The following is a 23,560-nucleotide window of genomic DNA, read 5'->3' as shown; positions in this document are numbered from 1 at the left end:
GCTTCAGCGCAGGATGTCGATGATCTTCAGCCGTTCGTCGTCGGACTGGTAACGGTCGAAGAACTGCGGGATGACGTGCCTGCGGATGGCCGCGGCTTGGCGGGCATCCGCGCCGAGGGCCGCGAGATCCAGCATGGGAGCGTCTTCGGTATGGCACTTCGCGCAGGCCGGACCTTCCTTGCTCAATGGCGCATGCAGACGGGCCTTGAGCCGCGCCCTGGCGGAAAGATCGCCCTCCTTCCACTCGCGGCCGACCCGTTCGGCGAACGCCGTTCCGGGCAAGGCGAACGCGGGCTCGCCCCGGTAGAACGGCGCGATCTTGAAGTCGCCGTCGATCAGCACCGAATTGTCGAGGTTCCGCCCGGTCCGGAACCGGCTGCCATCGGGAGCAGCCGGCTGGCGAGCGGCATAGTCGAACCAGCGGTAATCCAGCCGCACGTCCTCGGGCCGGAAGTGGCAGGTCTCGCAGGCGACGTAACGGCTGTGCATGTTGAGGAAACTGCGGGTACGGAGCTTCTTGCCGTGCGGCTGGGGACGGTGACAGCCCTGGCAGTAGGTTTCGCCCTCGCGCAGCGGCGGCTCCACCCGTTTGTGGAACGGCGGCACGGCCATCTTTTCCCGGAGCTTCACGTCCTTGTGCTCGCGTACCTGCTCCTCCGCCTTGCCGATGGCTTCCTGCGTCGGCACGGCCGACTCGACCCGCTGGACGAACAGCGGCTCGCCGGCGAAGGACGAGCCGCCGTTCGCCCAGCACGAGAGGAACAGCACCAGACCCGCGGGTCCCAACCTCAGCTTACCCTTCAACTTCATCTCCAAGCACCGTTCAGCGAAGCCGGCTCAATACACGTCGCGCAGATAGCGCCGGGAGGCGGCCATGGCCTCGAGGTATTCCTCGGCCTGTGCCTGCGTCCTCCCGCCCTCCTGCATCACGATCGTCAGCAGCGCCTGGTGGACGTCCTGGGCCATGCGCGAGGCGTCGCCGCAGACGTAGAAACAGGCGCCCTCCTCGAGCCAGGCGTACATCTCCCCGGCGTTTTCCAGCATCCGGGTCTGCACGTAAACCTTCCACTCCTGGTCGCGCGAGAAGGCGAGATCCAGCCGGGTCAGCACGCCGCGCGCGAGCTTGTCCTCCCATTCCTCCCGGTAGAGGTAATCGGTGGCGCGGCGCTGGTCGCCGAAATACAGCCAGTTCCGGCCGCTGGCGCCGGTGGCCTCGCGTTCCTCCACGAACCCCCGGAACGGCGCGATGCCGGTGCCCGGCCCGACCATGATCAGCGGCGTCGCCGGGTCTTCGGGCAGGCGGAAATGCTTGTTCGGCTGCACGAAGATGGAAAGCCGCTCGTCCGCGCCGACACGGCCGGCGAGGTAGGTGGAGCAGACCCCTTCCCGGTCCCGGCCATGGGCGTGGTAGCGCACTGCGCCGACGGTGAGATGCACCTGGCCGGGATGGGCCTTCATGCTCGAGGCGATCGAATACAGCCGGGGCGGCATGCGCCGCAGGACGTTGACGAAAACCTGTGGCGGAACGTCCTCGAGCGGGAAATCCTCGACCAGGTCGATGAGCTGCCGGCCCCACATATAGCCCTCCAGCCGGGTGGGGTCGGCATCCGCCAGCAGCCCGGCCAGGACCCGGCTGTCGCACAGTTCCGCGTATTTCTCGACCAGCACCCGGCTCAGGCCGGTGATGTCGAGATGCCTGTAGAACGCTTCCCGCAGCGTGAGGGTCTCCTTGCCCAGGCTCACTTCGGCGTAGCCGTCGGCCCGCAAGGCGGCCAGCAGGGCTTCGACGTAAACGGGGTTGTTCTTCGGATAGACTCCCAGGGCATCCCCCGGCTCGTAGCTCAGGCCGGAATCGCCGAGGTCGATTTCGATGTGGCGGGTTTCCTTGGCGGAGCCCTCCCCGTTGAGATTGACGTTGCGCCGGACCTCCGCCGGGTAGGGATTGGTCTTGCCGTAGCCGGCCCTGGCCGCCTGATCGGCCGGCTCGGCCTCAAGAGGCTGCTCGATGCCGGTGTCGCCGATGATGGCGCGGCAGCAGCCGAGGACCGCCTCGATCCAGGCCGCCGCTGGTTCCTCGAAATCGGCATCGGCGTCCACCCGGTCGAGCACCCGGCTCGCCCCCATGCGCTGCAGGAAGGCGTCGAAATCCTTGCCGGCCTTGCAGAAATGCTTGTAGCTGCTGTCGCCGAGGGCGAATACGGCGAATTTGAGATGCTCCAGCCGCGGCGCGGTTTCGGCATAGAGATAGCCGTGCAGCTTCTCCGCCGGGATCGGCGGCTGGCCCTCGCCGTGGGTGCTGACGATGACGAACAGCAGCCTTTCGTTGACGATTTCGTGCGGATCGTAGTGCGCCATGTCGGCCAGCTTGACGCTGTAGCCCCAGGACTTGGCCCTCGCCTCGAGATCGGCGGCGACGCCTTCGCCGTTGCCGGTCTGGGAGCCGAACAGGATGGTCAGCGAGGTGACGGGGGCGTCGGGTTCGACCGCCGGCGCGGAGGCCGGAGCGGCGGAGGGCACCCGTCCGGCCAGCCGCGGCAGGATGCGCCGCCACAGGCCGGTCTTGGCGGAAGTGCTGCCGATCATCACGCGCTGGAAGTGGTCGTAACCCACGACCTCGGTGACCGGCGAATTCCGGGAATGGGACAAGGGCGAGAGGAAGCTGGACACCAGGAAGATCAGGCCGAGCGGACCCAGCACCCATGCGGCGACGTACCAGGCCGAATCGAGGCGGGAGAAGTCCAGGGCGAAGGACGAATCCTCCATGCGCAGGAAATCCAGGTCATGCAGGTCGGTGTTGAGGAATCCGAGATTGAGCGGGCTCTTCGCATAGCCGTGGCATCCCGCCTGCGAGCAGGTCTCGCCGAGCCGGTCCGGGTGGGTCGAGGCGGCCTTCGACTCGTCCCGCAGGACGCCGTGGCGGAAACCGTCGGGCGCGTGGCAGTCGATGCAGCTCGCGCCGGCTTCGTCGTCGACCGCGAGGAACCTGCCATGCAGCGTCTTCGCGTAACTGTCGGCGGCGTGGGCGAAGCGGTAGCTGGCCTTTTTCCTTTCCTTGGTTTCCGGGTCCTGGATTTCGACCTTGGCCATGGCTTCAGGATTGCCGTGGCAGTCCACGCACATGGCGTTGGCTTCCATCTTGTTGTAGTTCTTGCCGACCAGGCGGCGCAGGATGTGGCCGCTGAACTGGTTGCGCCAGGTTTCGCCCTGGTGGCAGGTGCCGCACTCGGTCTCGGTGTGGTGCAGCTCCTGCTTGAACCGCTCCAGGTTGGCGTCCTTGATGTACGGGGTGTTGGAATGGCAGCGCCGGCAGGAGGGATTCTGCTGGCCGGTCTCCTCCTCGAGGCGGTTGCCGCCGTGGAAATCCGTGGTCGCTCCCGGCGCATGGCCGGCGCCGTGGACCGATTTCTTGAACTCGTCGACCACCGGCTTGTGGGTGAAGGCCTTGTCCTTGGACGGCTCCTTCAAATGGCAGGACTCGGAGCAGTCCACATAGCCTTCCTCCGGCTTGTGCGGATAGCGCTCGATCTTGCGGTGGCAGTCCTTGCAGGGCACGCTGCCATGCAGCGATCCGTAATAGTCGCTCTTGAGGATGGTGGCGACCCGCAGCACGCCGTGGTCGTCCAGGTATTCGAGCCCCGGCAGGCCATGGCAGGAGAAACAGCCGTCGGGATCGCTGTGCCGCTCCGCGGCCAGGACGGAACCGCACGCGGCCAGCATCAGCCACGCGAGACACAGAGAACAGGCGTACCGCATCGTCTTCGAATTCAAAAATCGCTGCCGCATCGGTGCGGATTCAAGTTCCTCGAGCTCAGTGCAGCCACACCGCGGTCGCGAACAGGAACAGGGAAAAGCCCGCCACGATCACGCCATTGACCACCCGCCCCCAGTGGATGACCGGCGCGGTCGGCGCCGGCTTCGGCTGCATCCTCACCACCGCCTGCCATTGCGGCTCCGGATGGATCTGGATGCCGCGCTTGACCCGCTTGGGCGTCTTGTTCCTGGGCGCCGTGGTCCATTCGATGGCATTCCAGTCGCAGGCGTCGACGCAGTCGTGGCAGGACATGCAGGAGAACTGATCGACCACGGCGACCTTGTCGACCATCTTGATGGCGCCGCACATGCACTTCTTCGCGCAATCGGTGCAGCCGGTGCAGCGCTGCTTGTCGACCCGGATGTGGTGGGTGAAGCGGAATTTCGCGCCCAGGCGGTTGACCAGCCCGTCGATGGCGCCGATCGGGCAGAGGAACTGGCAGTAGGCGCGCCCCTTGCTGGCGAAGAAGCCGAGCAGGAACAACAGGGACAGGTTGACCAGGCCGACGGTGGAGAAGATGAAGGCCAGGCCGACGAAGCCCCCGCTCAGGGCCTCGACGAAGCGCGGCACGGTGATGAAGTTGCACAGGGTGCAGGCGCTGACCCCGAGCAGCGGCAGCAGGCCCATGTAGACCGCGAGGTAACCGTAACGGATCTGGACCTGGGGCAGCCCGCGGTATTCGATCTTCCAGCGGTCGTTCAGCATCCGGCTGACCAGCTCCGAGAACCCGCCGACCGGGCAGATGAAGGAACACCAGATGCGCCCGAAGAAGAAGGTGAAGGTGATGATGACGAAGAAGGCCACCACGCCGATCAGGGCCACCGAGACGTGCATGAACAGGTCGTCCCAGTTCATGCCGGGGAAATACAGATAGAAGCGGCGCATGCACAGCTTGCCGCACAGATCGGTGTTGCCGGCCAGCCCCGGCAGCACCGCCAGCGGCCCCAGGAACATCGCGCAGGACACGGCGATCCAGAAATAGCGGTAACGCTGGATCTTCGGCACGGATCGGAGTTTTTCGGAAAATTTCGCGGTCAGGGCATTCATGGTCTTGCTCCTCGCGGTTGGGTTGGTGTCATTCGTCGAACTGATGGCAGGCCAGGCACAGTTGTCCGTCCTTCGCCGGCAGCCTCAGCAACACTTCCTTGTCGATCCGCCGGTATCCCAGCTCGAATCGTTGTCCGCTTTGTTCGCTCAAGGCCTCCAGCCGCGCCTTCTTGTCTTCCCGCACCACCGCATCCCAGGGGTGCTCGCGGTAGCTGACGCCGGTTTCCAGATCGGCGTCGTCCACCCGGCCGGCGGCGGTGTTGAGCGCATCGATGACGCCCGGCTGGTGAGGGGCGTGGCAGGTCGGGCACATGACCTTGCCCTCCCGGCTCAGGGGCAGAATGATGCCGTAACGCTCCTTCGAGTCTTTCATGTGGAGCTTCATCCGGGCGTCGGGCTTCGAATCCTGGTGCTCCAGCGCATTGAAATGCGGCGTCTTCAGATGGCAGCCGTAGCAGAGGCGTTCCGGCGGCAGCCGCAGCCTGTAGTCCGCCGCGCGCAGCGGCCGGTCCCGCTCCCGGTGCACCTCCTCGTGGCAGTAGGTGCAGTGCTCCTCCTGGAGCTTGCCGTTCTTGTCCAGCATGATGTGGACGTTGGGGCGCTTGAACTTGTCTTCCTCGTGGCATTCGTAACAGAAGGTCTCCAGCTTGTCGTAAGGCCCGCCCCGCAGGAAATCCGGCAGGCTGCGGTCGATCCGGCGGTACGGCACCTTGTCGATGTCCTCGATGCCGTGGCAGGTCGGACAGCGCAGCTCGCGGTCCTCCCGCAGCGGCAGGCGTTTCGGCGTCTTCATCTCCTCGGGCAGCACGACGCCGATGACGTGGTGCAGGGGGGGCAGCTTCTTCGTCGTCGCGTAGCTGTCGTCGGCGCCCGCAGCCGCGATGCCGGTGCCGAGCACCCACAGCAGCATTCCCGCCAGCCACCTGCTCGATTCCGGCCACGCGCTCCGCCCTCCCCTCACAATCAATGATGTTGAAATAAGTTTTGGCCCGTCGTTCCGGCATGGACTCACGGCAGGCTGTCCTGCCTGCCGCCCTGCGGGTAAATGCAAATCCGCTCCCGGCGGATTTGTGCCGGAACCCAGTGGCCAGGGATGGCCGGCGCGAATCACATCCTTGTGGCCTGGATGCCGGCAATCCATGCCGGCATGACGGCTTAATTCAACAGTATTGCCCCTCACAACCCCCCCTTCACCGGCTCCCCGTGGGTGTGGCACTGGGTACAGTCCGAGGTGACGTCGTGCACGCCGGACAGACCGTTGCCCGCGTCATACGCGCCTTCCTCGACCGAAGGGTCCTCCATCCGGTGGCACAGCACGCAGAATTGGGCGTAGTTGCCGCCGTGGACCCGGGCCTTGTAAGGCTTGGGCAGCGTCTTCAGCAGCCGGTTGGAGCCCTTGCGGGTGTCGTCCAGGATGAGCTTGGGGTTGCGGGTTCCATGCATGACGTGGCAGTCGGTGCAGGCGACCTCGTCGGCATAGTGGAATTTCTTGCCGCGCAAGCCGGGGTACGGCCCCGTACCGCCATTGACCCAGCCGTGGCGGTCGATGAGCGTGTAGTCATCCTCGATGGCCACCAGCGGATCGTTGAGCCCGTAGCTCGGCCTGGACTTGATGCGGACGCCGGCCGGCTGATGGTCGCGGTTGTGGCAGCGCAGGCAGAAGTCGGTATCGCGGGTGTACGGCGAGAAGCCGCCGGAGGCGTCGCGGATCGCGGTCAGATCCACGTCGCGCTCGAACTGGCCGTCCATGTCCGGCTTGACGTGGCAGGTCAGGCAGTCGCCGTCGCCGAGCGCGCGGACCTTCTTGACCGAAAAGTCGTGCTTGTGGGCGCCGCCTTGCCGGGGCGAGGTGGCCAGATCGGTGGCGTTGTGGCAGATGATGCAGCGCCGCGGCGCGTTGGTCCCGTTGGTGCCGTGGCAGCCGGTGCAGGTGGCCGTGCCTTTGTAGAGCACCCAGTTGCGGATGTTGGGGGCCTTCTTGTGGATGTTCTGCAGAAAATGGCAACTGGCGCATTTGGTCCTGCCCCAGGCGGTGCCGTCGCCGCCATGCTTCGGCGTCAGCAGCAGGTTGCCGGTCACGGTCGACACCGTGTAGGCACCGGCCATCGCGGGATAGAGCACCGCAAACCCGACCATGCACAGCCATGTCGCCAGACGCTTCGGGGTCGTTTTCATCGGAATCGGGTCCTCGCGTGGCAGGTCTCGCAATAGACCTGGTTGTGGCAGCGTCCGCAGTCCAGCGTGTCGACCCGCACCGACAGGCCGTGCAGGGTGCGGTATCCCAGCGGATGGTAGCCGGTGCCCATGGTGTCCCTGCGGAAATGGCAGTTGGTGCAGAAGGCCAGGTCGAGATGGCACTCCTTGCAGGCGGCCTCGTCCCGACGCGCGGCCTCACCATGATGGTCGATATAGCCGAAGCGGTGGTCTTCCGGCCAGATCTTGGTCTTGTCGTCGTGGCACAGGTTGCAGCGCCAGGGGCCGCGCTGCTCGGTCACGTGGCAGTCGTGGCAGACCGCCTTGAGCGGTTCGTTGGAGATCGTGGTGAGCGGCTTGAGCTTGCTCTCGTCGGTCATCGCGTTGGGGGCGAAGGAATGGCACAGCATGCAACTGTCGCCCTCCTCGTCCATCACCTCCATGTGGGCGTTGTGCGGATAGCGGATGTCCGTGCGTTTCTCCCGCTTCTCCCACCACTTGGGGTCCTTGACCGCATCGGGCAGGTCACCGGCGCCGACGAGGGGAGCGAGGACCACGGCCCAGAGCAGAACCAGTATCAGCCGCGCCATCACATCCCCTTCGGTTTGAAGTTGTCGAAGTAATAGATCACCTGGACCGCCCCCAGGTACTCGTCGAGGATGCGGGTATACCAGACGTAGCTCCCCGCGACGTTGAGCACGAGATTGTTGCGCAGCATGTAGAAAGCCTCGATTTCCGCGCCCACCGCCCGGTTGAACCCGTACAGGATCTTGTCCTCGAACCGCAGCGCGGTGTTCACCCGCATCTGCAGCCGGGAATTCACGGTGTGCGTGCTGCTGAGGTAAAAGCTACTCGCAGTTTCCGGCCCCAGGGACATGTAGTCGAACTCGCCGATCAGACCGAAGTTGGGATTGAAAACGTAGTTCGCCCCGAGCTCGCCGCCGTAGCCGTCGTAACCCTGGCGGCTCGAAGCCAGGCCGCCGACGTAGTAGTTGAAATTCTTCACCGGCTCGTGCTGGATGCGGGTCCGCGCCAGGGTCTGCTCGCCCAGCGCATAGGCGCTGTAGAACTTTTCGCGGAAGGTCAGGATGGGATCGCGCGGCTGGAAGTATTCGTAGGAACCGCGGACGCGTACCGCATTGGTCAGGTCGAGCTGGCCGTTGAGGCGGATGTTCTCGAACGCCTCCCGGTCGGCCCGGTAGGTTCCCAGCACCCCCATTTCGTAATCGCTGTTCCGCCAAAGCCCCAGCCTGCCCGCGCCGGTGGTGGCGAAATACAGGCGCTGCAGAGAGCTTCCCCAGGGCTTGGAACCGCCGTAAGCCAAATAACTGCTAGCGACCGCGCCTTGCAGGCCGGTATCGCCGATCAGCGCCCCCGAATTCACGTTTCCGCTGGCGGATCCCCCATATCCCGTATACGGGGAATAGTCGAACGCGCTCTGGGACAGATCGCGCCAGAAATACTGGTAGCCGCCGCGTACGTCGATCCGGCTCAGCGACGGCCCGTCGCTCCCCCAGCCCCAGTCCGGCGTCCATTGCGCGCGCCCCTCCAGGCCGCCGACGAACTTTCCTTCCACGCTGATCACGTGGTCGTAACGGCTGGGATGGCCGGCATAGGCGTCGAAGCCCCATCCCTTGTCGTCGGAGGCATAGGCGACGGCGCCGCCGTCGACCAGGTACAGGCCCAGGTTGTCGGTGCGTTGGAAACGCCCCAGCTTGACGCGGGTGTTCAGCGAATCGAAACCCTTTTCGACGAAAGCCTGGTACAGCCCCGCCACGCCGCCTCCGTCGGGCTGATAGCCTGTGCGCGTCACGAATTCCACGGCGCCGTGCAGATCCTCCTGGCTGTTGTCATAAAACCCCTGGCCCCACAGCTCGCCGAACACGTGCGCATTCCGCAGGGTATAACGGTTGTCGACCTGGACCTTGCTGCGCACCGAACCATGCCAGTTGTCGCAGCGGCCGGGGGAGGAACCCAGGCCGCACAGCACCAGGCAAGCCATCGGCAGGGCGGCGCCTCCCCGACGCAACGCCAAGGCACGCCGGAGGCGCACCTCTTTCCCAAAACAGCAACGCCTCCGGACCATCAGGACTTGCTTCCCGCCTTGCCCGTGAACGCCAGAGATGCGACGGGGCGCTTCAGGCGCAACAGGACGTAGCCCGGCGCGCCGCCGGTGCCGGCCTTGAAGGCGGCGATCCGTTCGCGCGGCAGCATGCGCCAGTTCTTCCCATCCTCGGAATACGCGACCTTGACGCCCTTGAGCCGGGTCGCGGCGCCCGAATACGGCAGTTTGACCCAGCCGTTGCCGCTGCCGAAATTCTTCACCGTCTTGCCGCCGCTCCGGGTCAGGCTCAGGCCGTAGACGTCCGACGCGAGGGCGCCTGCGCCCAGCTTGCCGACCTTGCGGCGCTCGGCGGCGGTGGGCTCTTTGCTGCTCAGTTCCGCCCGGACGCCGTCCAGCAGCAGTTGGTTCAGCGAGGAGCCGGGGATGAAAAGCGCAGCCCCCTGAACGGAGGCATGGCCGACCTTGGCGGAAAAGGTCAGCGACAGACCGCTGCCCCACTGCGCGGTGAGCTTTGCGGCGGCGTCTTCGTCCAGCGAAGCCAGCGTCACGGCCTCGGCGGCCGGCAGTTTTCTCAGCGGACCGCCGACGGCGCGGCTGGTCGCCGCCTTGAGGATCGACATGTCCGGCGCCTTTTCGGTGGCCTTGAGCACCTCCGCAACGGTCTCGGTGATCCTGCCGTCGGACTGCAGCTTGTGGTAGCCCGATGTCAGCTCCACCACGCCTTCGTCGACGAGGCGGGAATCCGGGATTCTCGCGACCTCGATGACGCGGTTGGCGCCCATCAGGCCGTTGGCCGCGACCGCGCCGTTGATCGAGCCGTCCGCCCTGCGGGTATGGCACTCCTCGCAGGCTACCGCCTGCTCCGCCGGCCGGGTCTGGTGGGTGAAGATGTATTCGTTGCTCTCGGCATAGACGAAGCGCACGTCGGCGCTGGCGTAGCCTTTGCCCTTGAGCAGGCCGTCGTAGGCCTGCTTGAGCGCCTTGAAGTCGTTGTAGGTGGAGGGCGGATCGAACTGGCCGCCGGTGACGGTGACCGACCCGGTTTCCTGCCCGCCGACCGGATCGACGATGGCCGCCTGGCCGTCGTTCTTCTGGCGGAACACCGACTGTCTTTCGTAGCGGTACAGCACCCGCCCGCTGCTGCGGTCCTGGACGAAGAAGCGGGCGTTGGGCAGGTAGGGAATGACCCGCAGCGCCCCGTCCGCACGCGCCCGGTAGCGGTAGTGCATGGGCAGGGTCTTGCCGTTGTACACCGCCTTGTGATTGTGGCAGGCCTGGCAGGCGAGGTCGTCGAAATGCACCTGCACCACCCGGTTGTACGAGTTCGCGGCATAGCCGCGCATGAAACCCGAGGACTTCCAGCGCTCGCGGTGGGCATCGAGCAGGGTGGGCTGGCCCGACGGCAGGGCCGGCGCCTTGGCGGTGCTGTGGCAATACTCGCAGTCCGCCGGACCGGGCTGGTAATCGAGGTCGTTGCGGACGTCGGCGTCGCCGTTGCCCTTGGGGAAGTCGTGATCGGCGTCGAGGTCGATGTTGGCGTAGGCCGGCTTGTAGTACTGCTTGGCATGGCAGGCGTTGCAGTTGTCGATGATCCGGGTCTCGCCGGTGTCGTCGGTCCAGCTCTTCCCCTTGTGGACGTCGTCCTTGTAGTCGTCGACGGGCTTTCCATCCTCGCCCGGGGTCTCCGCGGCCTCCGCGCCGAAACCGTAGAACCCGCGCCGGCTGCTCTTCACCTCGGCATCGATGCGATTGATGCCGGCCCCCGCCAGATGGCACAGCATGCAGTTGTCGTTGCCGGGGAAGCGGCGCATGGGGATCTGCACCTTGCCTCTGTCGTCGAAGGCGTCCCGGTTCCAGTGCAGGACGGGTTCGCCAGAGTCGTCCAGCACCAGGTCGTAATCCGGCTTGGCGGTTCCCGGCTTGACGGTCCGCTCCACCGTCAGCAACTGAGCCCCTCCGGCCAGATCGGGCCGGACGTCGAGAAACTCGAACATCGCCGAATTCGCATAGCGGAAGAAGCCTTGGGCCACGAACTTTCCGTCCTGCAGCAAGCCCCAGTGTTCCTGGGCGCCGGCCGTGCCGTCGCCGCCGAGTCCGCTGGCGGGAAATTTTTTCAAGAGCGAAAAATCGGCATGGCAGATCATGCAGTCGGCCTCGCGCACGCCGCTCTTCTTCCAGTCCCACGGGACCACCTGGCCGTCGCCGTTGCGGTCGTAGTAATCGCCGTCCCAGGCCGGGATCGAACCGGCCGGCATCTGGTCGTAGCGCGTGCCGCCGCGGTCGGACTCCTCCCAGCCGCCGCCCAGATGGCAGGTGCTGCAGGCTTTGACATAGCCCGCCGCGCCGTAATCGCCGAATTCCGCCTCGTTGGGATTCGCTTTCCGGGCGAGCGCGGCGGCGGCATTGCCCTGCATGCAGTTGAAACCGCCGAAATAGCCGGGGCCGACCAGATGGGGCAGGCCGCGCTTGGCGCCGTAGTCGTCGCGGGTTTCGTCACGCCCCTGCTCGAAATGGTAGGCGTGGTTCATCGCGTCGTAGTCGTGGCAGCCGCCGCCGCTGCCGTTGCCGCAGCTCATCCGGACGCTGTAGGGCTTGCCGCTCTCCAGCACGTGCCGGCCGTCCTCGTCCACCAGCGGGATGGCTGGGTGCATGACGGTGCGGTCGAAGGCGTTGGCGGCCTCTCCCGCCACCGCGCTGGACGCGAATCCGATCAGCAGCGACCAGCACCACGCAGCGATCCGCCGTCCCCGCCCGCTCGGCTCCCTCATGCCCGATCTCCCCGGTATCGGCCAATTCCGACGACGGCCGCAGCGCTCCTCACCGCCCGCTCTCCTCGTAGAACGCGCCCTGTCCCTTTTTTCTGGACAACGCCCAGGCGGCCAACGAGCCGACCACCAGGATGCAACTGCCGCAACTGCTGCAGCGTCCCTGCTGGGGGACGGTGCAGCTGGACGCCACCGCCGCATGCCCCAGCCCCATTCCCGCCCCGGCGAGCCAGGGCAGGATCTTCCGCACCAGCGGATGGCCAAGCATTCCCGATGCCCGCGGCAATTCGGCCGCGTCTTCGGCGACCAGCGGACTCGAAGAGCAGCGGAGCTGACTCCGGCGAGACTTGGTATGCATGTCATGACTCCTCGTATGATCGTTACCGTGAAAACGTCGCGTAGCGACTCCTTCGATCCCGGCTTCGCCCCCCTCGCTGCGCTCTCCCCGCGGGCGGGAGAGACCGATGTGCGCAATGCGCACCGGCTCGTTCCCCGGAACCTACAGGTAAGGTGGATAAGCGTAGCGCATCCACCTCCGCGCCGACTCGAAGAGCAGCGGAGCTGCATTTGGCGGATGCGCTGCCGCTTATCCGCCCGATCCCGATAGGTTCCTGGGTAGGGAAACCGTGCAGGCCGAACCCCTCGGCCTTGGCTCAGCCCGCCTTGTCGGCGATGGTCAGATAGACGGCGGGCTGCCTGATCCGGACCACCACGTAGCCGTCCACTTCGCCGCGCGGGCGGAACACCAGCAGGTTTTTCCCCCCGACCCTTTGCCAGCTCTTGCCGTTCTTCGAAATCAACACGTTCATCTGGCCGCGCGCCTTGGCCTTGCCCCGGTAGGGCAGCCTGACCAGCGCGGTACCTTCGATGAGCCCCTGCAGCGTTTTGCCGCTGGCGTCCATGACGGCCAATGAATAGATGTCCGCGACCGGATTGCCGAACCCTTGGCTGACGATCCGCGTACGGTCCTTGGCCTTCGCCTGGCGGCTCTCCACCCGCCCCTTGAGGATTCCGCCGTAGGCCACGGTGCGGGTTCCCCGCGCCTGGATCAGGGCGAATCCGCGCAGGGAGCTGTGTCCGACCTTCGAACCGAACAGCAGCGCCTCCCCGGAAGCAAGGTCCGCCGCAAGCTTTTGTCCCGCCGCCTCGTCCAGGTCCGCGTAGGACAGCGTCTCGGCATTGCTCAGGGGCTTGAACTCGTTCTCGACGGTCCGGGCGGTCTCCGACTTGAGAATCGACATGGACGGATCGAGGCGGCTGGCGTATAGCACATCGGCCACGTTCTCGACGATGCGTCCGTCGTCCTGCACCCGGAAATATGGCATGCCGAGTTCGACGATGCCGGCGTCCACCAGCCTGCGGTCCGGCAGCTTCGCGACTTCGGCCAGGTTGGCCTCGCCCAGCAGCCCTTCCGCGGAAATCAGCGCGCTGAAGGCCCCGCTCTGCTTGCGCGCGTGACAGTCCTCGCACTGCACCGCCTGGGGCGATGGCCGCGTCGCGTGGCTCAGCGCGTATTCGTTGGATTCGATGTAGACGAAGCGGACGTCGGGCGCGGCGTATCCCTTCCTCCCCAGCAGAGCGTCGTAGGCCCGTTTCAGCGCCTTGTAGTCGGCGAAAGTCGGCGGCTCTCCGAACTCGTCCCCGTTCATGGCCACCTGTCCCACTTCCTTGCCGCTGGCGGGATCGAGGATCGCTCCGTACTTTCCGCCGTCCGAACCGCTCCGCTCCTCGATCACGGAGAAGCGCTCGTAGCGGTTCAGCACCCGCCCGCTGGTCCGGTCCTGGACGAAATAGCGGTAGGCCGGCTTGTAGGGGAAGATCTTCAGCCGCCCGCCATAGCCGACCCGGTAGCGGTAGCGCATGGGGAAGGCCTTGCCGTTGTCGGCCAGCTTGGAAATGTGGCAGGTCTGGCAGGCGACGACGTTGAGGTGCGTCTGGGTGATCCGGTTCAGCGTGTTTTCCGGATAGCCCCGCATGTCGCCGTTGGCCTTCCAGATTTCACGGTGGGCATCCAGCACGTTTTTGTGCCCGGACGGCAATGCCGGCTTCGCCGCCTTATCATGGCAATGCTCGCAGGCCGTCGCCGACGGCATGTTGTCGAGGTCGTTGCGGATGTCGTTGTCGCCGTTGCCCTTCGGAAAATTGTGGTCGGCATCCAGGTCGACGTTGGCTGAAGGCGACTTGTAGTACTGCTTGGCATGGCAGGCGTTGCAGTTTTCGATGGCCCGCGCCTGGCCGTTGTCCTCGGTCCAGACGGAGCCTTTGTGCACGTCGGTGCGGAAGTCGGTGATCGCGACGCCATCGACCCCGGTCCTCATCCTGACTTCCGACCCGAAGCCGTAGAATCCGCGCCGAGCATTGCCGGTCTTGTGGCAATACATGCAGTTGTCGCTGGCGGGAAACCGCAGCATGGGAACCTGAATCTTACCGGACTCGTCGAAAGCCTCCCGGTTCCAGTGCAGCCTGGGGTTGCCCTGGTCGTCCAGGACGAGCCGGTAATCCGGCGCCGCCGTGCCGGCGATCGGGCTGCGCGCCACTGCCAAGAGCGCGGCGCCTCCTTCCGTATCGGGCCGCACGTCGAGGAACTCCCAGATCGCCGATGCGGCATAGCGGAAAAAACCGCCCGCGATGAATTTCTCGTCGCGCAGACGGGCGAACTGCAGGGCTGCAGAGTCCGAACCGTCGGCAGCCCCTAGCCGGCTGGCGGGAAATTTCTTCAGGCGGGAGAAATCGGCATGGCAAAGCATGCAGTCGGCTTCCCGGACCCCGCTTTTCTTCCAGTCCCATGCCACCACTTCGGAAGGTCCGGAACCGCCGTACTGCCCCGTCTTGACGGCATCCTGGAACTGGCGGCTGAAATAATCGCCGTCGAAAGCCTTGACCGCCTCGGCGGACTGCTCGTCGTAGCGCACGCCGCTGCGGTCGAGTTCGCCCCAGCCGCCGCCGGCATGGCAGGAGCCGCAGTACCTGACGAGATCGGGCGCGCCGAAATCGGCGAACTCCGCCGCGCCGCCGTTGCTCTTCCTGGCCAGCCAGCCCGGCGCATTGCCGGACATGCAGTTGTAACCGCCGAAATAGCCGGGGCCGGCCAGTTGCGGCAGCCCCAGCTTCTTGCCGAAGCCGTCACGGGTTTCGTCGCGGCCCTGCTCGAAGTGGTAGCCGCGGGTGATCCTGGCGTAGTCGTGGCAGCCGCTGCCCGAGCCGTTGCCGCAACTGGTCTTGGGACTATAAGGCAAGCCGCTGTCCACGACGTGGCGTCCGCTCTCGTCCAGGAGCGGGATGGCGGGATGGAGGACGGCTCGGTCGAAACCGTTGTCGGCCGGCGCCTCTCCGCCATACGACGGAAGAATTCCGGCGAGAAGACAGACCGCCCACAGCCATGGGCGGATCTGTAGCCGGTGAATCCGCATTCGTTGTGCCTCTCTCATTCGTCCAACGCCGTGGGCGCCGTTGCCGGCTCGCGGCGGCGTCTCATCCCATCGCCCAGGGATGCCGGCGATGCCGTTTTCCGGGGGGTGCGAGGAGCTAAAGCAAAATGCGAACCATTCCAAATTATGTTTCAAAATCAGACATCGCGGCGGCCCGGAGAACACCCCACGCCGGCCATCTAAGTGATTTCACACGCCATTGCGTGAAATCCCGCACACGCCGGCGGGAGGACGGAAGCTCGGTCGGCGACGGCCGCTTGCCCGCGCCGAAACCTCACCGGAGGAAAAGAGAAGCCCCTTTGAAGAAGGCCGCGGTACTGCGTCCGCGCCCCATCGCACCCGATACAAATGATATTGATTCGTATTTCGTAAGTAAACCAAATCTCATCGGCTTTTGAAAGAAAGAAGCCGGCGCCGTTTCCGGCGCCGGCTTGCGGAGCCCCGGGCAGGCCCGACCGGACCGCCCGGAGAGTTGAACAGGAAAGCTCAGTGGTTGTGTCCGCCGCCACCTCCGCCGCCGCCTCCATGGATCGGCGAGGGCGTCGGGGGCGGATAGGCCCGCGGCTGTCCCGTGGGAACACCCGTGAAGCTCTTCTGCAGACTGTGGCAGAGATTGCAGCCGATCGGGGTATTGGCGGCCACTTTCACCACCTTGCCCTTCTCGTTCACGAACTCGCGGGCCGTCAAAGTCTTCGACAACCGCGTACCCTTGTGGTCGCTGCCGTGGCAGGCGGCGCACTGGTCTTCGCCGAACGGCCCCGGCTTCTTGGCGAAGTCGTTGTGCCAGCCGCCCTTGCGGGTGCCGCTGCCGTTGGGTGCGGAAGCCGCGGCCTCCTTCCACCAGTACGGGTCATTGACCGGGTGCATGCCGTGGGGACCTGCCAGGTAGGCCCGCGCGCTGGTGGCGTCGACCACCTTGCCTTCGCGCACGCCCTGCGCCACGCCCTTGTTGCTGGCGCCGCCGTCGGTCGCCACCAGGCCTTCCTTGAAGTCGTCCTTGACGTGGCAGACCGAGCACTCGGCGATGTTGCCGTCGTAGCCTTGCAACTGCCTGGCCGTCACGTTGTCGTTGGCGTCCGGATCGGCGTTCGGCCAGATGGCGTGCGATCCGCCGTGGCAGGCCGAACAGGCGATGGCGCCGCCCGATCCGGTGCCGTGCACGTCCTTGCTCTTGCGGAACAGCGCGACCGACACCTGCTTGTCGACATAAACCGTGTTGCCGTCGTGGTCGGTCGATTTTTCCTTGCGCGTCTCGACGATGGGCATGACCGCGAAGCGGGCGTCGTCCGGGAAAACGCTGGCCTTGGCCGGATCGTTCGCCTGCCAGGCGGTTTTCTTCACGCCGGCGCTGAAGAACCCCTGATTCGGATCCTTCCGGTTGCCGTCGCCGACGTGGCACGAGCCGCAATCCGGCTCGTCCAGCCAGGGCCTTCTGAAGTGGATGGAGTCGCCGACATAGGCGCCGGCGCCGCTCAGGTTGGCATCGTAGCGATGGCTGGGGTACGCGTTGCCGACCGCCAGCATGTCGCCGTGGCAGTTGTCGCACTTGAGACCCGACGCGTAGTGGATGTCGCGGTAGGCCTTCTCGGTATGGCCGGTGTGGCACTTCGCGCAGTTCTCCTCCTGCGCCACGCTCTCGCCGAACCGGTACAGCAGTTCGCCCCTGGCGTGCATCGGGAACTGGTCCGGCGCCCAGTCGTTCTTGCCCGTATCCCAGGCGTAGCTGGTCGCCGAACCATCCGACTTGATCGGAACCCCGTTGTTGTCGTTGTGCTGCGAATCCCAGCCGCGGCCGCCGAACATCAGCGGATGGCCGCGCCCGTCGCGGATCAGGTCACCCTTCTTGTGTTCCTGGCCGTCGGCGCTTTCGGAAGACGTGACGTCCTGGGCATAGACCTGCATCTTGCCGTGGAAGGCGTGGAAAGCCCGCGAATAGTCGGAACGGTTGGAAGGATAGGAACGGCCCGCGACGCCGGCGTCGAACTTCAACTGGCTGGTGTGATGCGAGGAACAGAAGTACATCGCCTGCCCACGTGAGCTGTTGAGCTTGTCTTCGACGTAGTCGGCGACCTGAGAAGAAATGGTGCCGGTCGGGCTGTACTTCACCATGTAGTCGTGCAGCACCAGGGTGTTGAACAGCGCCGCCTTTTCCTGCGCCACCCAGTCGTCCGGATCGCCGTACTCCGACGCATCCTTGAACTTCAGCCGGATCTGCAGCTTGCCGTCCGCGCCGATGCGCGACTCGGCCACCCGGTCGGTGCGCAAGCCGGAAGCATCCGCCGGCACCGCGCCGCTCAACAGGTAGGTCGCCGGCTTGTTCGGCGGCAGGGGGTCGTAGGCGTTAACGTTGAACACGTTATGGATCGCCGGCGGCCAGATGCCGTTGTACCCGGTGTTACCGGCCGAGAAACTCCCCGCGCCGGTGGCCGGCCCCGGACTCCCGTCGGCATTGACCAACTCGGTTTCCTGCACCGGCGTTCTCCAGACGGTATCGTCCGCGGCTATATTTCCCTTGGCGTGGCATTCGCGGCAGCGGGTTTCCGAAGCGGTGGAGAACACCGCATCGGTCTTGGCCACCACGTTGCCGCCCTTCTCCTTGGCTTCGACCCGGAATAGCGGATAGGGATTGACTCGCCCCTTGTCGTCGACGTCGCTCGCCGGGATGAACTGGGCGAGGAAGGTCTTGGACGCGTTGTCGTAGGCGGCGATCGGCTGCGGGTCGTTGGCCTGGTAGGGATTCGCCGCGCCCGGCATCTTGCGGGCGCCAACGCCTTCGTCGGCGTTGCCGCGGATGCCCTCGTCCAACTGCATCATGGGTTTGGCGGGCTTGAACGTGTTCTGCTGCTCCGCCATGGACTTGCCGCTCTTGGGCTTGCCGGAAAGGTCCGAGTTGGGCTGGTCGATCTTGTCCCACATCTCGGTCTTGCGCAACGTGGCTTCGGCGAAGTTGCGGCCGCCGATCAGGACGGTCTGGCTGCCGGTGGTCTGGGCGGGATCCCAGTTGGCACCGGATTCCCCGGTCGAAAACCGGTTCTGGCTGGTCGAGTTGATGGAGTCGCTCCCCACCGGGTCTTTCGGGTTGGAAGCCGCCGAGTAGAAGACGTCGAGCTCGCTGGGATCGACGACCGCCGGCTTCTGTTTCACCTTCCTGAACACCTGCGCGTTCAGCGTGTTGTAGGGAATGAGGGGGTTGTACGGCAGCGTGACCTGGCTGCCGCCCTGCATGCCGGTTTCCTCGAACGGCATCACGACGTAGGCGCCGTCCGCCGCGTTGAGCGCTTCGGCGGTCGCGGGCGCGGGGCGCTCGGAAACCTTGGGATAAGGATTAGCGTTCGGCGGCACCACCCGGACGACCACGTCGTCCGCACACTGGTTGCCGGTGGAGTCGGCGACGTTCAGCATCACCCGGTACTGGCCGGCGTGGTTGAACTGATGCGAGAAGTTCGAGGTCTTGGAAGGTTCCGAACCGTCGCTCACGGTCCAAAGGTAATCCAGGGTCACCTTCTTCTTCGCCTTGGCCGCGGCGGCGAACTCGACCGACTGGCCTTCGCTGATTTCCACGTCGCCCGCCGGACTCTGGATGGAACAGGCCGCCGCCTTCTTGCACGAGGCATCGGCTCCGCCGACGGGGATCAGCAGCTTGCCGCCGTCGCCCGTCTCAAGGCGCAGCCGGCAAGGCACCCCGCCGTTCTGCAGCGTGACGTTGAATTTCCGTTTGCCGTCGGTCTTGGCCGTATAAAGGCGGATGTTGCTGTCGGCATCGTAGATCGATACCCAGGAGCCCGGCGCAAGGCCCGCGGCCTTGCCCTTGACGCTCACTTTGCCCAGCCCGGCATCGACCTTGGCCGAGCCGCTGACGGAAGCGGCCTGCGCCCCTCCGCCCGCAAGCGCGAGCACCAGCGCCGCGACGCCTGTCGCAACGCCCAGCGGCCCGCCGGGTTTATGAAGATATTTCGAGTTCATTTACCTACCCTCTATGTGACGCGTGTTGTTGTTTTGGATTTTTCCAATCCCGCGAGAGCGGTTCCCCCTAAATGCGGGGTGCCATTGCGATGATCCAAGGGCGTAATGCAAGACACGTACCCGGTTGCATTTCCGCAGTTCCATTGGGCAAGGTTTCCTCCCGCCACCCCCGCGCCGAGGACACGACGCCAGAACCACTCAATTGATTTCGATTCACTTTTTCATCATCAGCGAAAGGGGGACGGCGCTTGAGGAAATCCAGGACAGTCGCCAGATCGAGAAAATCGAAAGGCCGCGCCCCGGCACCCACCCCCGGAGCGCGAGTGAAATCCCATGCTTTCTGAGGCAAATGACGCAGACCAGCCGGAAGCGAATGGACTCGGGGGAACACGTCCCCACGAAAAATTGACGGACAAAAAAGCGGGGCACTCTGTGCCCCGCCTATCGCCGCCCTCCCTGGCGCCGATTCCTTGAGACGCCGTCAGTGTCCGGGCGAGCCGATGAAGCTGGTCTCCAGGCTGTGGCAGGTGTCGCAGCCGATCGACGTACCCGCGGCCACTTTGACGACCTTGGTCTTGAACCCGGCCTTCTTCAGCTTCTTGCCGTCGTAGCCCCGGAAGTCGAACACCCGGTCCACCGGCGTCTTCGACAACCGGGTGCCCTTGTGATCGTTGCCGTGGCAGGCCGCGCACTGGTCTTCGCCTTTCATCCCCGGCAGCTTGGCGTAGTCGTTGTGCCAGCCGCCGTAGGTGGTGCCGTCGCCGTTGGCTCCGTCGCCCTGGGCGCCTTTCCACCAGTACGGGTCGTTGACGGGATGCATGTCGTGCGGTCCGCCCAGGATGCCGGTCTGCGCGTCGCCGCTGTACTGGCCGCCGTCCAGGTCTTCCTTCTTGGCGAAGGAATCCGCGGTGTGGCAGACGTTGCATTCCAGGATGGTGCCGGTATGGCCCTGGAGCTGCAGCGCGGTGACGTTGTCATTGGCGCTAGGATCGCTGTTGGGCCAGATCGAATGGGCGGCACCGTGGCAGGCCGCGCAAGGCACATTGCCGTGGCGGTCTTTGCCGAAGCGGAAGACCGGGGCATCGACCTGCTTGTCCACCATGGTGTCGGTCATCTCCATGGTGACCGGATCCATCGTCATGACATCCGTCGTGAAAGTGGCTTGGTAATTTTTCAACGGTGCGGCGGAGAATCGGCGCGAATTCGGATCGCTACGGTCCACGGCCCGAGTAGTCGCCGACAGATCCACCTCGTCGAAGGCCCGCTTCATCACGCCGGCACTGAAGAAGCCATTGGTCTTGTCTGCGCCTTTGTTAGCGTCGCCGACATGGCAGGAACCGCAGTCCGGATTGTCGAACCAGCCGAGGCGGTAATCCCTCAAGTCGGTCGAACCGAGCTTGTCCTTGTGATTGGGATAATCCATGGGGAAGGCCTCGCCCACCGCGAGCATGTCGCCGTGGCAGTCGTAGCAGGTCACGCCCGCCGTAGCCATGCGGTCGCGGTAGTGCTGCTCCCGCTGACCGGAGTGGCATTTCAGGCAGTTTTCCTCCATCGGCAACTCGTTACCCTGATCGTCGAAGATCGGGAACAGGGTCCTGGTGTTGCGGCCCTTGGTCTTCCAGTCCCAGCGTTCGTAAATTCCGTTGGGCTTGCGGACGATGTCGGTCTTGGCATCGTTCCATTGCAGCTCGCCGTGGAAGCGGTGCATGGATATCGTGTAATTGGGGTCGTAGTCCATGCTGGTCGGGTCGAAATCGCCCATGGCCCACCAGCCTTCGTCGAAGGGAACGGACCGCATGCCCGTGTTGTGACAGCCGGTGCACTGTGTAGGCCCGTTCACATTCACCTTGTCGGTCAGGAACGTGCTGCTGTACATGTCGTCCTTGTTGCCGTACAGCATGTACTTGAGGAAGAACTCGCCGTCGTAGAATTCGTGCAAGCTGGAGAAGTTCAGCGCCGCTGCGTGCTCCTGGTCATAAATGCTGTCGCTCTCCGCCTCGAAAAACTCTGGCTTATCCAGCGGCGTCTGCGGTCGATTTTGTTGCTGCATTTGGCCATCCGGCGTTGCAGCGAATGCATCCTTGGTATAAGGCGCATTGGGATTGGCCGCGATCTTGCCCTTGGCGTGGCAGCCCCGGCACTGGAAATCCCGGCCTGCGGTCATGACCGCATCGGTCGCCGCTTGCACGGCGCCATTCTGCTTGGCCTGCACCCGGAACAATGGGTAGGAATTCACCCGTCCCTTGTCATCGACACCGGAAAGCGGCAGCAAGCTGGCTTCGTGCTGATTTTCTTCCTTGCTGAATTTGCCGAAGACTTGCGGGTCATTGGATGAATAGGGATTGTTCTTTCCCGGCATCACGCTGCCGGTCAAGTCGTCCTGTTGGCCGAAACCGATGATGTACCCCATGTCCGGTGGCGGATTGATGGATTCGGGAAACGGGCTGAACGGATAATTTGAGCCGAACGCGGCCCAGAAATGCCGCTTGTATTTCGCCGATTTGTCGCTGTCCGGTAGACCGGTGTATTTCTCCCACAGCTGCGACTTTTGGACGGTCGCCGTCATCATCGGGGAAAACACCGTGATATCGGGATTGAGCGGCCAGTTCTGACTGGTGGAATTGATGGAACCGGAGCCGACCGGATCGGAAGGATTGGAAGCGGCGGAATAGACGACCTGCGCATCGTCCTGCGTCACCACCACCGGGAGCCTGTCTTTGCGGTAGACCACCGCCTTCAGGTTGTGGATGGTCGGCGACATCGAGTTGTACAGGTTCGGCATGAAGTCGGCGTCGCTGTCGCCCTGCATGGTCCAGTCGTCGAAAGGCAGCACGACCAGATCGCCCTTGCTTCCGTCCAGTTCCGCCCCCAGCTTCGGCGCCGGTTGTTCCGAAACCTTGGCCGGCAAACCCGAAGGCGGACTGCCGACGGCGATTTCCACCGCGTCCTCGCAGCGCCGTCCCTTGGCGTCGGTGGCAATGAAGCGTACCCGGTGGGTGGTGTTGTCCAGCACAAAGGAAACCGAGGCAGCCAGCGCGTCCGCCTTTTTGTGAACGGCGACCGGACTGCCGCCGCTGGTCTCCACGCCGAGGGAGCCGCCGGCAAAATCCCATTCATACTTGAGCGGCTGCGCCGCCGGGTCCTTGGCTGTAGCGGTGGCTTCGAAGGCGGTTTCGGCACCGGCCTGTATGGCCTTGCCCTGCACGGGATTCACGATGCTGCAGGTGGGAGCGCCGCTGCAGGATTTGGGTGCGCCCTTCACCGCCTTGATGACCTCAGCCTCGCCGGACTGCACCCGCACCGCGCAGGGGACGCCCGCCAGGTCCTGGCGGCTCAGCGTCACCGCGAAACTGCCGCCCTGGCCGTTGCCCAGGCGGCGGCCATTGATGTCGTAGATCTCGACGGCGCCGGTTCCGCCCTTGGCTTTGCCGGTGATCGTCAATGCGCCGGCCTTTTCCGACCAGGCCGCTTTGGCAATCTTGATCTTGGCCGCGGCCGAGACCGCTTGCGGCGCCAGCAGCACGGCCAGGGCGAGCAGCGGGACTCCGAGGAGGAGGCGCCGGGCGGGACGCGTCTCCGTAGCAGGGCGAAGGGTATTCATGGTTCCTCCAGGATTCTTGTTGTCGTGCGAGGCGCCGTGGGAAAGACAGCGCGGCCGAAACGAGAAGGGGCAACAATCGGGCCAGCAAAAAATCCCGATTAAAACAATCTGATAAGAATTTACCGCCGATACAATCCGTGTGATTGCCCACAACTAAGCGGGATATCACGCAATAGCCGGGAGCAGGACCGGCTTGCCCAATTACTAAGCGTAAAGGTGGAAATCCTTCATCTCCACGCCACCGTCGAAGCGGACGACGTCGCCTTTCCTGACTTCCACGGACGGCCCGGCGATCCACTGGGATCGGCTGTCCTGCTTCACTTCGAGGTAGGTGTACTGGGGCACGTTTATCACGTCGATCACCCTGAACTCTTGTGCCGTTTGAGCTGGCGCCTGGGATCATGCGTTTCGACCGGACAAAAAAACGGGGCGCCGAAGCGCCCCTAAGCGGCTTGCCCCCTATTGCCTGCATGCATATCCATGGTCGGCGCGCCGGATCCGCAATGGTTTGCACGATCTACCGATGGCGAACTGTCCCGCGCTGCCGCGCAGGACGAGTCCCCTGATAAAGCAGAGATCGGGCCAACACCTAACCCTCTGATAGATATAGCCTTGGTCAGCCCGGAAAAATTGCCGCTCCGGGTTTTCACGGGGGTACTAAGTCATTTGACACGCCGGATGGCAGAA

The 23,560-nt window shown here is 64.7% G+C and carries 13 protein-coding genes; all 13 read right to left on the bottom strand.

The annotated features are described in order from the left end of the window. Positions 1-3 precede the first annotated feature (3 nt). Positions 4-810, bottom strand: coding sequence for a hypothetical protein (locus ABZN20_RS17230; protein WP_367026067.1), 807 nt, complete (start codon positions 808-810; stop codon positions 4-6). A 27-nt stretch (positions 811-837) separates the two neighbouring features. Beyond that, positions 838-3,717, bottom strand: a complete 2,880-nt coding sequence (locus ABZN20_RS17225) for an assimilatory sulfite reductase (NADPH) flavoprotein subunit (RefSeq protein WP_367026066.1) — start codon at positions 3,715-3,717, stop codon at positions 838-840. A 91-nt stretch (positions 3,718-3,808) separates the two neighbouring features. Beyond that, on the bottom strand, positions 3,809-4,858 hold the full coding sequence (locus tag ABZN20_RS17220) for a 4Fe-4S binding protein (RefSeq protein ID WP_367026065.1): 1,050 nt from the start codon (positions 4,856-4,858) through the stop codon (positions 3,809-3,811). A 28-nt stretch (positions 4,859-4,886) separates the two neighbouring features. Next, positions 4,887-5,768, bottom strand: coding sequence for a hypothetical protein (locus ABZN20_RS17215; RefSeq protein ID WP_218805653.1), 882 nt, complete (start codon positions 5,766-5,768; stop codon positions 4,887-4,889). A 266-nt stretch (positions 5,769-6,034) separates the two neighbouring features. Beyond that, positions 6,035-7,033 (bottom strand): hypothetical protein, encoded by a 999-nt coding sequence (locus ABZN20_RS17210; protein WP_367026064.1) that lies wholly within the window; start codon positions 7,031-7,033, stop codon positions 6,035-6,037. Then, positions 7,030-7,641 (bottom strand): hypothetical protein, encoded by a 612-nt coding sequence (locus tag ABZN20_RS17205; RefSeq protein WP_255556263.1) that lies wholly within the window; start codon positions 7,639-7,641, stop codon positions 7,030-7,032. The genes ABZN20_RS17210 and ABZN20_RS17205 overlap by 4 nt, the downstream gene beginning before the upstream one ends. Further along, complete coding sequence (locus ABZN20_RS17200) at positions 7,641-9,086, bottom strand: hypothetical protein (RefSeq protein WP_367026063.1); 1,446 nt, start codon at positions 9,084-9,086, stop codon at positions 7,641-7,643. Before ABZN20_RS17200 ends, ABZN20_RS17205 begins: the two co-directional genes overlap by 1 nt. Positions 9,087-9,136: 50 nt before the next feature. Beyond that, the gene (locus ABZN20_RS17195) at positions 9,137-11,884 is read right to left on the bottom strand and encodes a cytochrome C (RefSeq protein ID WP_367026062.1); all 2,748 of its coding nucleotides are present in this window, start codon (positions 11,882-11,884) and stop codon (positions 9,137-9,139) included. Between the two features lie 49 nt (positions 11,885-11,933). Then, positions 11,934-12,239 carry a hypothetical protein gene (locus tag ABZN20_RS17190; protein WP_255556261.1) on the bottom strand — a complete coding sequence of 102 codons (306 nt, stop codon included), beginning with the start codon at positions 12,237-12,239 and terminating at the stop codon, positions 11,934-11,936. A gap of 295 nt (positions 12,240-12,534) precedes the next feature. Beyond that, complete coding sequence (locus ABZN20_RS17185) at positions 12,535-15,309, bottom strand: cytochrome C (RefSeq protein WP_367026061.1); 2,775 nt, start codon at positions 15,307-15,309, stop codon at positions 12,535-12,537. A gap of 486 nt (positions 15,310-15,795) precedes the next feature. Beyond that, a complete protein-coding gene (locus ABZN20_RS17180; RefSeq protein ID WP_367026060.1) occupies positions 15,796-19,272 on the bottom strand; it encodes a PKD domain-containing protein in 3,477 nt (1,158 codons plus the stop codon). A 481-nt stretch (positions 19,273-19,753) separates the two neighbouring features. Continuing rightward, a complete protein-coding gene (locus ABZN20_RS17175; RefSeq protein ID WP_367026059.1) occupies positions 19,754-22,873 on the bottom strand; it encodes a multiheme c-type cytochrome in 3,120 nt (1,039 codons plus the stop codon). A 204-nt stretch (positions 22,874-23,077) separates the two neighbouring features. Beyond that, positions 23,078-23,236 (bottom strand): hypothetical protein, encoded by a 159-nt coding sequence (locus tag ABZN20_RS17170; RefSeq protein ID WP_255556260.1) that lies wholly within the window; start codon positions 23,234-23,236, stop codon positions 23,078-23,080. Positions 23,237-23,560 lie beyond the last annotated feature (324 nt).

This window comes from Methylococcus sp. ANG (genome assembly GCF_040730495.1).
In the GTDB taxonomy this organism is placed as follows: Bacteria; Pseudomonadota; Gammaproteobacteria; order Methylococcales; family Methylococcaceae; genus Methylococcus.
This window is presented reverse-complemented; position numbering and strand designations above follow the sequence as displayed.